At 38.9% G+C, this 12786-nt stretch carries 9 protein-coding genes; 6 read left to right on the forward strand and 3 right to left on the reverse strand.

Annotated features, from left to right (window positions below):
- The first annotated feature begins 4 nt into the window (after nucleotides 1-4).
- The 4 genes from PVV57_RS00980 to PVV57_RS00995 all read left to right on the forward strand — a co-directional run bounded on the left by PVV57_RS00980 (nucleotide 5) and on the right by PVV57_RS00995 (nucleotide 4995).
- A complete protein-coding gene (locus PVV57_RS00980; protein WP_273717370.1) occupies nucleotides 5-187 on the forward strand; it encodes a hypothetical protein in 183 nt (60 codons plus the stop codon).
- Between the two features lie 9 nt (nucleotides 188-196).
- The gene (gene lysA, locus PVV57_RS00985) at nucleotides 197-1471 is read left to right on the forward strand and encodes a diaminopimelate decarboxylase (protein ID WP_273783256.1); all 1275 of its coding nucleotides are present in this window, start codon (nucleotides 197-199) and stop codon (nucleotides 1469-1471) included.
- 116 nt (nucleotides 1472-1587) lie between these two features.
- Nucleotides 1588-3999 carry a TIGR02302 family protein gene (locus PVV57_RS00990; RefSeq protein WP_273717368.1) on the forward strand — a complete coding sequence of 804 codons (2412 nt, stop codon included), beginning with the start codon at nucleotides 1588-1590 and terminating at the stop codon, nucleotides 3997-3999.
- Nucleotides 4000-4224: 225 nt separating this feature from the next.
- Nucleotides 4225-4995, forward strand: a complete 771-nt coding sequence (locus PVV57_RS00995) for a class I SAM-dependent methyltransferase (protein ID WP_273717367.1) — start codon at nucleotides 4225-4227, stop codon at nucleotides 4993-4995.
- 765 nt (nucleotides 4996-5760) lie between these two features.
- Here the strand turns inward: PVV57_RS00995 and PVV57_RS01000 are convergent.
- The 3 genes from PVV57_RS01000 to tsaD form a co-directional block, all read right to left on the reverse strand.
- Nucleotides 5761-6441: a response regulator transcription factor gene (locus PVV57_RS01000; RefSeq protein WP_273783258.1), complete on the reverse strand. Its 681-nt coding sequence runs from the start codon at nucleotides 6439-6441 to the stop codon at nucleotides 5761-5763.
- Between the two features lie 900 nt (nucleotides 6442-7341).
- Nucleotides 7342-7770, reverse strand: coding sequence for an EVE domain-containing protein (locus PVV57_RS01005; protein WP_273717365.1), 429 nt, complete (start codon nucleotides 7768-7770; stop codon nucleotides 7342-7344).
- A 675-nt stretch (nucleotides 7771-8445) separates the two neighbouring features.
- Nucleotides 8446-9540 (reverse strand): tRNA (adenosine(37)-N6)-threonylcarbamoyltransferase complex transferase subunit TsaD, encoded by a 1095-nt coding sequence (gene tsaD, locus PVV57_RS01010; protein WP_273717364.1) that lies wholly within the window; start codon nucleotides 9538-9540, stop codon nucleotides 8446-8448.
- Between the two features lie 376 nt (nucleotides 9541-9916).
- On the opposite strand from tsaD, the gene PVV57_RS01015 reads away from it, so the two are divergent.
- Together PVV57_RS01015 and PVV57_RS01020 are read left to right on the forward strand one after the other, a co-directional pair.
- On the forward strand, nucleotides 9917-11095 hold the full coding sequence (locus PVV57_RS01015) for a COG4223 family protein (RefSeq protein ID WP_273783259.1): 1179 nt from the start codon (nucleotides 9917-9919) through the stop codon (nucleotides 11093-11095).
- 11 nt (nucleotides 11096-11106) lie between these two features.
- Entirely contained in the window at nucleotides 11107-12669 is a 1563-nt protein-coding gene (locus PVV57_RS01020) for a heme biosynthesis protein HemY (RefSeq protein ID WP_273783260.1), read from the forward strand.
- Nucleotides 12670-12786 lie beyond the last annotated feature (117 nt).

Raw genomic sequence — 12786 nt, forward strand, 5'->3', positions numbered from 1 at the left:
ACAGATGAAAATTATAGTAAAGGGGTTGATGATTGTCCTTTTGGGGGGCGTGGGTGTCGTTGGCTGTGGGCGTAAAGGGTCATTGGAGGCACCTCCTCTTACAAGTGTGGAAAAGTCTATGCAGGGAACATCTGCTGCTAAAAGTGAAGATGATCAACCTTTTATTCTTGATCGTTTGATAAAGTAGGAGGAAAGTATGAATTTTTTCCCCTACCATCAAGGTATGCTTTATGCTGAGGGTTGTTCGCTTACTGATCTTGCGCAGGAGGTGGGGACACCTTTTTATTGTTATTCGGCCAATTCATTAGTCACACGTTTTAAGGATTATCAAAAGGCATTTCAAGGGATGCCTAGTCTGATTGCTTATGCGGTTAAAGCTAATTCTAATCAAGCAATTTTACGGCTTTTAGCGGCAAATGGGGCGGGAGCTGATGTGGTTTCAGAAGGTGAATTACGGCGAGCCCTTGCTGTTGGTATTCCGGCGCATCGTATTGTTTATTCTGGTGTTGGTAAAACCGTGAGAGAGATAGATTTTGCCCTTTCTCAGAATATTTATTGTTTTAATGTTGAATCAGAGCCGGAACTTGAACAGTTGTCGCAACGTGCTGTTGCGCTGTCAAAGATGGCGCGTGTTTCATTGCGCATTAATCCAGATGTTGATGCAAAGACTCATAAGAAAATTACAACCGGAAAATCTGAAAATAAGTTTGGTATTCCATTGTTGTTGGCAAGAGAGGCTTATAAAAAAGCTGCTTCTTTACCTGGATTGCAGGTTTGCGGTATCGATATGCATATTGGCAGTCAAATTTGTGATTTAAAGCCGTTTGAAGAGGCTTTTCTTCTTATTGCAGATTGTGTGCGTCAATTGTGGAGCGATGGTTATGCAATAACGCATATAGATATTGGCGGCGGGCTTGGTATTGCCTATGGTTGTGAACAATATACTGTACCCTCTCCTTTTGAGTATGCTGCGCTGGTAAAGAAGCATATTGCTCCTTTAGGGATTGATATCGTTGTGGAGCCGGGGCGGAGCATCGTGGGGCAAGCTGGTGTGTTGGTAACCTCTGTTCTCTATTTAAAAAAGGGACAAGGGCGGAATTTTGTTATTGTGGATGCGGCGATGAATGATCTGATGCGTCCAACGATTTATGATGCTTGGCAGAATGTTGTCCTTGTGAAACAAGCAGCAAAAGACGCTCCCCTTATTCGTGCAGATATTGTGGGTTCCGTTTGTGAAACCGGTGATTATTTAGCATTAGATCGTTGTTTACCGATTTTGGCTCCCGGTGATCTTTTGGCAATTACGCAAGCTGGGGCTTATGGTGCTGTGATGGCGAGTACTTATAATAGTCGACTTTTGATCCCTGAGGTTCTCGTTCAAGATACGCGTTATGCGGTTATCCGCCCGCGTCTTGATTATGCGCAATTGATGGGATGTGATCATATTCCTGATTGGGTTGAGCATTCTTAAATGTTTTTGGTCTTATTTTTACTAAACTTTGATGAAACAATTTATTTTCTGGAAATTGTCTTGTATGGGTTTTATGATCTTAATACACCGCGGTAAAAGGGGAAGAATGCTTGTTCGTGAAAAATAAAAACATCAAAGGCTTTGCAATGAAGCTTTTGTGTGTGCGCATTTTGGTGTGGGGGATCCTTTCATTTGAACGGATATGGGTACGGTTGTTGCCATTGTTCCTTGTTCTCAGTCTCTTTTGTTCGTTTAGCTGGTTGGGGCTCTTTGGCGTTTTAGGCTATTGGTTCCATTTGTTCTTACTTGGGGTTTTGCTTGTTTGTGCTGGGGTGAGTTTATTTTTTCTTATTGGTTTTCGGTTTCCCACAATGCGGGAAGTGGATCAACGTCTTGAGCGCGTTAATGATCTTAAACACCAACCTTTGAATATTCAGACAGATCATTTATGTTCTGAAAATGAGGAGGATTTTAGTGCTGTTATTTGGCGTGAGCATCAACGTCGAATGGCAAAACAATTAGTCCATTTAAAAACTGGATTTATCTCTCTTAATAGTGCGGCTTATGATCCTTTGGCTTTGAGAGCTTTGTGTGTTCTCCTTTTTGTGTGTGCTTTTAGCTTTTCTTTTGGTTCACGAGGGGGGCGTTTGGCTGATGCTTTTGATTTTCGTCCTGTTGTTGATGAAAAATTCATGCGGATTGATGCTTGGGTAACACCCCCTGCTTATACCGGTATGGCACCGATTTATTTGACAAAAGATGAGAAGACACAACTGGAAATTCCTGAAGGGAGTGATGTGGTGGTGCGTGTTGTCAATGGGGCTGGTGTTACAGTCAAAGCAAAAACTGTAGAAGAAGGGCAAAACGTTTTGTTTTCAGAGAAAAATGAAAATCCAATCGTTCATTTTGAAACTCATTTAAAGCATTCAATGGATTTGTTTGTATCATCACGTCGTAAAAAACAGCAGTGGCATTTGCAGATGATTAAGGATGCGTTTCCGACAATTGATTGGCTGGAAAAACCAGGGCGAATTTTAACGGGGTCGTTAGAGTTACGGTATATGTTGGATGATGATTATGGTGTGACAAAGGCTTTTGTTGAAATAGAGCCTCTTTTTCAGAATAAAAATGCTTCTTCTCTTTATAAAGCACCGGAAATAAAGCTTCTTCTTCCACGGGGAGGAAAAGGTAAAATGCGGACAGTATACGATGTATCAGCACATCCATGGGCGGGTTCGCAAGTCAAAATTACTTTGGTGGCAGAAGATGGCGCAGGGCAGAAAGGGCGTAGCAAAACTTTTGTTATGATATTACCGCAGCGTATTTTCTCAAATCCTGTTGCGCGTGCTGTCAGTGAATTACGACGTTTACTTGCTCTTGATGTGTCTGCGAGAGAGCGTGTATTGGATATGCTTTCTGCTTTGTTTGTGCGTCCAGAAAAGGGGCTTCAAAATGCAGCGCATTTTCTCGTTCTACAAAGTGCGTGGACAAGGCTTTCTTTGGCACAAACAGAAGAGGATTTGCGCGGTGTGGTGGACTATTTATGGCAGATTGCTTTAGGTATTGAAGGGTATCAGCTTGAATCCGTGCAGAAAAATTTAAAACAGGCACAAGCTGCTTTACGTGATGCACTGCGATATGGTGCTCCAGCGGCGGAAATCGAACGGCTTATGGCTGATTTACGTCAAGCTATGGATGCGTATATTCAAGCTTTGGCTGAAAAAGCACCAGATGGTCAAGTTTCTAAAAATTCTAAAAGCTTAAAAAGTCCCAATCTTTCTGAAGATACATTACAAGAAAAGCTGAATCTCATTGAGGAAATGGCTAAGACGGGCTCTTCTCTAGCAGCCGAACAGCTCTTGGCGGAAATTGAACAGACGCTTGACCATTTGCATGTGCAAAAAGGCAATCAAAATGAGGGAGAAAAAAGTCAATCTGCACAAATGAAAGAAAAGATGGACCAACTTGGAGATTTAATGCGTCGTCAGCAAGAAATTCTCAATGAAACACATCAGTTAGAGATGGAACAAAAACGTGGGGAAAATGTACCGGAAAAACAAAAAAAATCTTTAAAAAAACGCCAAGCTGAATTGCAGTCTGAATTATCAACATTAGAAAAAGAATTATCAGAACAGGGATTTGAAACAGGTGAGGCATTGAAAAGGGCAGAAGAAAAAATGAATTCTGCAAAAGATGCTCTTGATCATGGAAATCATCAAGCATCGATACAAAATCAGTCTGATGCTTTGGAATCTTTGCGGCAGGGTGCCCAAAGTGTTTTGAAAAAAATGCGTGAAACACTCAAAGAAACAGGAAATGATCAAGACGCTGATTCTGGTCAGAAAGATCCGTTAGGACGTCCACTTTCTTCAAAAACAGGTGAAGGACAAGAAGGTAAGGCACTTCCACAAGAAAGTGATCAAATGCGTACACGGCAAATTTTGGATGAAATTCGCAAACGCCTTGGTAAGGAACATATTCCAGAAGCAGAAAAAAACTATCTTGAAAGGTTGCTTCATTTTAATTAACCAATTGTTGGTTTTTTTCTTAATTGATGTCAGAAACAGCGTATGAAAAACCTCTATGGAGTTCACCTCAAAAGAGAATGATTAAAACGCTTGTAACGCAATAATCATCCTGTTGCGCTGCTTTTTTTGATCATTTAAGTTTAAAATGTGAAATATTAAAATGTTCGCTATTGCGGAGAAAGAGTAGAAGTCCATATAGGTTTAGTATATGAAAATCTGTAATATTTGAAATTTATTTCTACATGGTATGTTGAGTTGGATATCGTCACACTGAAAGATTTTTATGCTTCTGCACTTGGACTGCGCGTGCAAAAGACGCTGTGTGACCAATTGAATTTGTGGTGGCCTGATCTTGCGGATAAACGGGTTATGGGGTTGGGGTACACGCTTCCCTATCTTTCTGCATTGCGTGAACGTGCCCAACAATGTTTTGCTTTTATGCCAGCTAGACAAGGTGCTTCGTCTTGGCCTTGTGTTGAGCAAGTTGCTACAGCGCTTGTTTTTGAAGAAGATTTGCCGCTTCCTGATGCATCAGTTGATTGTATTTTATTGGTCCATGCATTAGAATATACAGAGAATTCATTTGAAACGTTGAATGAAATATGGCGGGTTTTAGCCCCCAATGGTCACTTGATTGTTATTGTTCCTAATCGCTCTGGTTTTTGGGCGCGCAATACGACCACGCCCTTTGGTTATGGCGAACCCTATACTCGGCAACAGATTACTCGTTTGTTTGAAAAAACAAATTTCGTTTCTGAACCAATAGAAGAAATTGTCCATTATATGCCCTCTACAGGTTATGTGTCGCGATTGTTCTCATTTTTTTATGAGCCATTTGCACGCTATCTTTTTCCTTATTTTGGTGGACTCTTAATCTGTCAGGCACAAAAACGTGTTTATCAGGGCGTGCTCGTACAGCGGCGTCAGTCGCGACGTGTTTTTATTCCTGCTTTATCTCCACAGACAAGAAATATTTTAATTTATAAAGATCATTAATCATTTTGTCATTGGCATAAGAACCGCAAATGTATGAGGCTTCTCTCATCTCAAATTATTCTCATATTGAATCAAACAAAATTATTTGCTTGTATGTCACAAGCAGGGAGAACCTGTGTGGATAAAAATTGGACAAGAAAGGACATGCTTCTTATGGACTTCTCCCAAGGGCTTGTAGGGCTGTCCAACATTTTAGAGCAGGCTCAAATGTGTGATGGTGCTGGCTTACTCTTTTGTTAAGCATAAAGATGGTGGGGCTCAATGGTTTTCTTTATTGTTGGGATAAACATATCATATAATTCATTATTCTGTCTCTTAAGAGGAGATAAGTAAAGGATGGCGCAAAAATATAAGAAATATCTCTCAATTTAGGCGAGTAAATGTGAGATAAAGCAGTGCGTAAAGCGGTATCTTTAAAAAACAATCATAAATATCAATATGCTAAAGAAGATGGTTACGATAAAGAATGTTGCTAAAAGATAGTACAATTATTTGTATGCGAAATATATTTAAAATTTTAAAGAGAGCAAAAACATATGAAGCAGAAGTTGCCAAGTGTATCGTGAAAAGCATTTCTTGTGCGGGTTTTGTGTTAGAATATTTTTATGATTGTTTTTTTGTATTGTGTCATAAGAGTGCTGATAAAGAAAAGTTCTATACGGGACCACCCAAATTGCATGTGAGCGTTTTTTTTCATCTCGCTTTTGTTTTAATGCAAAGAAGAGTGAGAATATTAAAATTATTTTTGAAACGATTCATATCAAATTAGAGGTTTAAACGATAACCATTTTGATCTGTCATAAGAATTTGTGCATTGGAGGGATCATTTTCGATTTTTTGTCGTAAACGATAGATATGGGTTTCTAAAGTATGGGTGACAACGTTTTCATTATAACCCCAAACTTGTTCTAATAATGTTTCACGGCTGACATTTTTATCATTCGCATAATAGAGGCATTTGAGAATTGCTGCTTCTTTTTCTGTGAGATAGATTTTATTGTTGCATTGATCAAGAAGGAGTTTTTGTCTTAATTTAAAAGTATAGGGTCCGATATGCAAGATTGCGTCTTCGTTTTGTTCATATTGGCGTAACTGTGCTCGAATTCGCGCTAATAACACCGCAAAGCGAAAGGGTTTTGTCACATAATCATTGGCGCCTGTTTCAAGATCTAAAATGGTATCGCAGTCTGTATCATTATTCGTTATCATGATAATGGGGGCACGAAATCCTTGGGTGCGTAATTGTTTAACGGCTTTGCGACCATCAAGATCAGGAAGTTCAAGTCCCAAAATAGCAAGATCAATATTTTCTTCTTGGACTATTTTCATTCCCCCTTCAGCTGTTTTTGTTTGGAAAATTTCAAATTCTTGATGCATTTGCAATTGTTCTACCAAAATGGGGCGCAGATCATCATCTTCAACGATTAAAAGAGTATAGTTGTTCATATTTTTCCTTGTGGGCATGTAATACACTGATTGGTGAAGAGTAGTTTCATGAAAAATGAGCCTTCATGCAAGAAAAATTAAAAGAGGAAAATTAAAAAAGGGAGTCTCTAAAAACTGAACTTTTATGATTTCTGTGATTGCTTGCTAAAAAAATGTAGCGTTGTGCGCAGAATATATACATATTGATTGGAAGCGTTGTTTTATACTCTGGGGTGTGCTTTTTCCATTGGCGACTACCATCTTTATACTTATATTATAGAGCAACAAACTGGCACCATCATATACTTTTCTTTAAAATGTTGATACCCTTGGTATTTGAGACTCTTTATAAGAGGCATGTTTTTGATTCACGCAGGCTTTTCTGTTTTTAACGTGCAAAAGCCATGATTTTGATTGATTCAACATGGAATAGGTTTGAAATGAGAGAAATTCTACGGTCTGAAGGGGCTCTCATCCAACATGCAAAATAATAAACACTCTTTATAAATCAATATGATATAAATCAAAATGATGCGTTTTTTAGTGTGAAGAGAACTGTGTAATTCTAGCATATAGGCACTGTTGAGGAGAATTTCATGGTTATTTTTATTGTTTTTTTATCTACGTTCAGTTTTGTTTTTTCGTCGCATTTGTATGCGAAATGGTCGATGTTGTGCTTGTGGTGTTGTTCATTATAATCGCTGAGTAAGCCTTCCCTTGAGCTATGTTAAAAAGATGCATCATGAACAGAGTGTTTGTGCAATTTTAGGAGAAATTGTATTGATAAAGGATGCAGAATAAAAAATAACAAGGAAAAATATATTAGCGTGAGAACACGCTGAGGGATGCGTTGTGCTTGTTCTTCTGCGTTATGAGGGACTTTTCCTATGCGTTAATGAATAAAAAATTATTGTTTTAAGATTAAAGGATTTCTTTTTTAAGATTGCCCATCAAACAGACTTCTTTCCATTCATCTTCTGTCACCGGTTGTACTGATAAGCGGCTGGCATTGACCAGCACCATATTTGCCAGTTTGGGATTGGCTTTAATTTGTTTTAATGAAACAGGTGTTGGCATGTCACAAAGTGCACGGATATCCACACACTCCCAGCGAGGATCAGAGCTTGTAGAATCAGGGTGTGCTTCAGCACATATTTCAACAATGCCTACAATTTCTAAACCTTTATTTGAGTGATAAAAAAAACCTTTATCGCCATATTTCATGGCGCGCATATTATTACGGGCTTGATAATTACGGACACCATCCCATTGTTCGCCATCAGCACCTTTTTTCTTTTGCATCTCCCATGACCATTTATGGGGTTCAGATTTAAAAAGCCAATAAGCCATGTGTTCACCTTTTTCATAGACTGTTATGCATTCATTATGTCCATTTTTTTATAAGCATCTTTGTAACATCATCAATGATGATTTTTAAAGTGGAATAAAGAACGGGCATTATCTATTTTTTGTTTCAAAATAATTTGTAATAGAGGAATATGATCCAATTGATAATATTGCATTTTTTTTATCTTTTAGCAGAAAAATACATCAATGTATCAGAGAATAGACTTACTGAGCTATTTAGAGGCTTAATCATCTTTTCGGCTATGGTTTGAAATGCAGTCATGAGAGACGCATTACATTAGAAAAACTTAGCAGGAAAATTAGTTCTGAAAAGTTACTCCAATGGTCGTGAAACAAATAGATGATTAAAGGTGAAGATGGCAAAGGAGGGCTTCATATTATGCTTTGATGGGGTAGGGTTCGTCTTATGATGCCATAAAATACTGTCATTTGAAGTGTGGTGATATAAGGTCGTCTTCTTGAAAAGAAATGTTTTTAGAATGTGTGGTGAATATTTAAATTTGCGTATTGCGCTTTGGGTGCAGTGAATTGTTGTGAAATAAGAAGCAGATAAAATCGTTTGTGGGTGGGAGATTGATTCAATAACAATCTGGATTATTTACAGACCGGAATGAGTGAAAATCTTCGTTTTTTGAAAGGTGAGGGAAATCAATTTTCTTATGCTTTTGTTCCACGGCGTCCCATTCCGATCAAGGGCATGGCTTTTTCATCTAATGGCCAGCGGGAGCGAGGAGCAATATCAAGAGAGCTTGTTTCTCCTTGTGCGAACTTTTGTGCACCGGCAAAAGCAATCATTGCTGCATTATCGGTACACAAGGAAAGAGGAGGGGCTATAAATCCAAAACCATGTTGATGGGCAAGTTCTTGCAATGTAGAGCGAAGTGCTTGGTTTGCGGCAACGCCGCCTGCAACAACTAAAGCAGGAGAATGCTTTCCTTGATCATGAGAGAGAGGATATTGGTTGGTGAAGTGTTGTAGAGCCAAATGAACACGATCACGCACTGTATCGGTCACGGCGGCTTGAAAACTTGCTGCAATGTCAGCAACATCATTTTCTGTAAGAGGCGCTATGGCTGTTGCGGCTTGTCGCACAGCCGTTTTAAGACCTGAAAAAGAAAAATCTAATCGTTTTTCACCTTTTAAAGGTCGTGGAAGAGGGATACGATTTTTATCACCCAATAAAGCTGCTTTTTCAAGTGCTGGCCCACCAGGATAAGGAAGACCTAAAAGTTTGGCAGTTTTATCAAAGGCTTCTCCTAATGCATCATCAATGGTAGTACCTAAACGTTGATAGTTGCCTATTCCATGAACAAGGATTGTTTGTGTATGCCCCCCTGAAACTAAAAGTAACAAATAAGGAAACTTGACATTGTGCGTTAACACAGCTGTTAAAGCATGTCCCTCTAAGTGATTGACGGCAATAAATGGTTTTCCAGTGGCAAGAGAGAGTGCTTTTGCGCTCATAACGCCTACCAATAGCCCTCCTATCAAACCGGGGCCACTGGTGGCTGCAATGCCATCAATATCTTTTAATGTTGTGTTTGCTTCTGTGAGGGCTTGCAGAATTAAATGATCAAGAATTTCAACATGGGCACGAGCAGCAATTTCAGGAACAACACCGCCGTAAGGTGCATGATGATCAATTTGACTCCAAACAATATTGGAAAGAATTCGGCTGCTTGATTCATTGTTGTATTCAATGACAGCCGCTGCCGTTTCATCACAACTTGTTTCTATTCCCAACAGACGCATTTTAAACAAAACCTTATTTTGAAGCTTCTTTCCTGCGTGCGTACCATGAACAGAAAAAGATGCAAAGTATTTCTATTTAAGAATTGGGTTTTCTATGAGAGAATGATTTTCTTTGAATTTTATGGCATTGTTGATTAAAAAATGAAGCTGTATTTTTGAGTATAAAATTCAGATGTGTTTTTAAAAACTTGTCTATTAAAGTGTGTCATTGTAAATATTATTGAGAAAAATGCGATTTAGAAAATTTCTATAAAGTTATACTCTTTGTAAAAAGTGTATAATGCAAACCAAGATATTTGAGAAAAGCTTCATTTTTAAAACTTTTTTCATTTTATTATTTTATCATTAAAAAAAGTGTGCACAAAAAGTGACAGAGATGGTCGATTCTTCAAAACCAAAAGTTAAATCACATTATGCTGGTACGCACCGTAAGAAGCCAGTCATTGAACATGAAGCTGTTTCCCATGATTCAGAGGAAAAAATACACAATTCTGTAGAAGCTCATGCACGAGAAAAACAGAATATGCAAGGCCAGGATAAAAATACTTCTCGTACGGTTTGGCTTTTGTTGCCCCTTTCAGGGATTTTAGGGGGCATCATTGCTTTGGGAATTTTTGTGGGGCTTCAATGGGCAGGTTTGTTTTCTTCTGTGGAAAATTCTGCTGGAGGGAAAAAGGTTCTGCAGATTGCTGAAGCAGCAAAAAGCCAAGGTGAAGAAACAAGAGAACAATTGGAGCGGATGATTCAAGAGATCGATGCATTAAAAACAGAGTTTTCTTCTTTTTCATCACAACAGTTTAAAACAATGAAAAACGATGAACTCTTGCAAAAAGAAAGCAGAAAAGCTTTTGCGATTTTAGAAGAAAAAGTAAAAGCTCTTGAAGAGGCTGTACAAACTTTTGTTGGAGAGTCAAAAGAGATAGAAACGGCTTTGTCTGTCGGGCAGAGCAATGCAAATGATCTTGCTTCGTTAAAAAAACAGTTAGAATCACTACAGGAAGAAATTACTGTTAAAAATAGTGAGAAAAAAGAAATAAATACGGCACTTTTTACAGCGATCAGTTCGTTAAAAAATGCTGTAGAGCGGGGAGGATCTTATAACAATGAATTAAAGCTATTACAGCAGTTATCGCCCTCGATTGATGGACTTGATGTGTTGCAAAAGACAGCTACTGTAGGTCTTCCAAGTTCAGCACAACTTTCAGTTGATTTTGCTCATGTTGCCGATGCAATCGTTGGTACGCAAAATATTGTTGCGTCAGATGCTGGTTTTTTTGACCGAATTTTAGCGTGGATAAAAGGGCTTGTTGTTTCTCGACCAATTGGAAATGTTGAAGGGATGACGCTGGGGGCTATTGTAGCGCGCATGGAAGTTGCTATTCAAGCCGGTGATCACGAAAAGGCTTTGAGCGAATGGCAATCATTACCCCAAACTGCAAAAGATGTTTCAAAGGATTTTGTTCAGAAGCTTGAAAGGCACATTGCTATCCAACAATTGCTGCAGCAATTGTTGTTGTCTGTGCCACAAGGGGCTTTTAAGGCAACAAAGATGTAAATAGGCTCTAGATGATACGTGTTTTTATTTATACTTTTGTTGTTTGTATTATTGGGTTAGCTTTTGTGTGGGTTGCTAATCACAATGGTATTTTTGTCCTTACATTTTTGCACTTCAGATTTTCTGCTTCATTGCTTACAGTGTTAAGTGTGCTTACTTTGCTGTTTGTAGCGCTAGTGCTTTTATGGTGGTTATTGTCTTTCTTTTTTTCCATACCGAGTGCTCTTTCCAATTATTTTTATAAACGCCATCGAAAGCGCGGTTATGAAGCTCTCTCAAAGGGGATTCTTGCAACTTTTGCTGGTGATGGTATGGTTGCGCAAAAAATGGAAGCACGGGTTGCTAAATATCTTGCAGGAAAACAAGAACCGTTGGTAAAACTCTTAAAAGCACAAACTTTGTCATTACAAAATAACTCCGTTCGCGCCATTAGTCTTTTTGAGGAGATGAGAAAGGAAGATCCAACAAAATTGGTTGGACTTTACGGTTTATTTCGTGAAGCGATGAAGAGTAAAGCTTATGAGGCAGCACAACAATACGCAGAAGAAGCGCTAACTTTATCGCCGGCACTTTTATGGGCGCATCAGGCGGTGCTTGATCGGTTGGGTGCTGAGGGTAAATGGGATAAGGCACTTACTGTTTTTGAAAGAGCGCAAAAAGCTCTCCCGCGTTCTGTTCGTTCGACTCCAGAGCGGCAGCATATCGAGGTTTTACTGTTAAGTGGGCAGGCTCTTCATCTTTTTGATACACATCCTGTACAAGCACGTGAAGCCATTTTGAAAGCCCATAAATTGGCGCCTGATTTTGTTCCAATAACAATTATAGCGGCTGATATTCTTTATAAATTAAATGAAACGCGTAAAGCGGATAAAATGATTATAGCGGCTTGGCAGAAGGAACCTCATCCTGATTTGGGGACACTTTATATTGAAAGAGAAGAAGGAGCCATTGGACGGTTGAGAAGGGCTAAGACACTTGCTTCTTATAATAAAGATGCATTTGAGTCTGCTTTCCTTATTGCCAAAGCTGCTTTGGATGCTGGTGAAACGACATTAGCAAGAGAGCAGGCACAAAAAGCATTGCAGTATCATCCACGGGAAAGTGTTTATTTATTGTTGGCAGATATTGAAGAGGCTAAGGGAAACAATCAAGGCGCTGTGCGTCAATGGCTTTCCCTAGCACTTCGTGCTGAACGTGATCCTGTATGGATGTGTGAGGGGTCCATTTTTTCTTCTTGGTCAGCTGTTTCTCCAATCAGTGGACGTTTGGGCTGTTTTGAATGGAAAGCGCCTCCCCGTGTCCCTTCTCTTACATTAGAGGCAGTCAATATTGTGCCAAAAAAGCAAGATAAAGAGGACGTTGTGGAAGAAAGTGAGGGTGTTGAAGATAAGAAGCTTGAAAAATTAACGCCTATAGACGATTCTTTTTTGCATAATACGCAGGTGGAGAAACAAGATATCAAAGAACAAGATGCGAAAACATTCAGCCAAATTCATTTAAACGTTGATGATCCAGGGATTAAAACAGAAGAAGAAGGAACGTCGTTATCAAGGAAAAAATTTCGTTTATTTTAAATTGCGTCAATAGGATAATTTGAGTGTTTTCTCACAAGAAACAATGAATGTAGAAGAAAAAACTTATCGTTAATCTTGTCCGATAAAATTATTCTCTTATGCTTAAAAAAATGAAGT

It is taken from the genome of Bartonella sp. AU15XJBT (assembly GCF_028618615.1).
In the GTDB taxonomy this organism is placed as follows: Bacteria; Pseudomonadota; Alphaproteobacteria; order Rhizobiales; family Rhizobiaceae; genus Bartonella.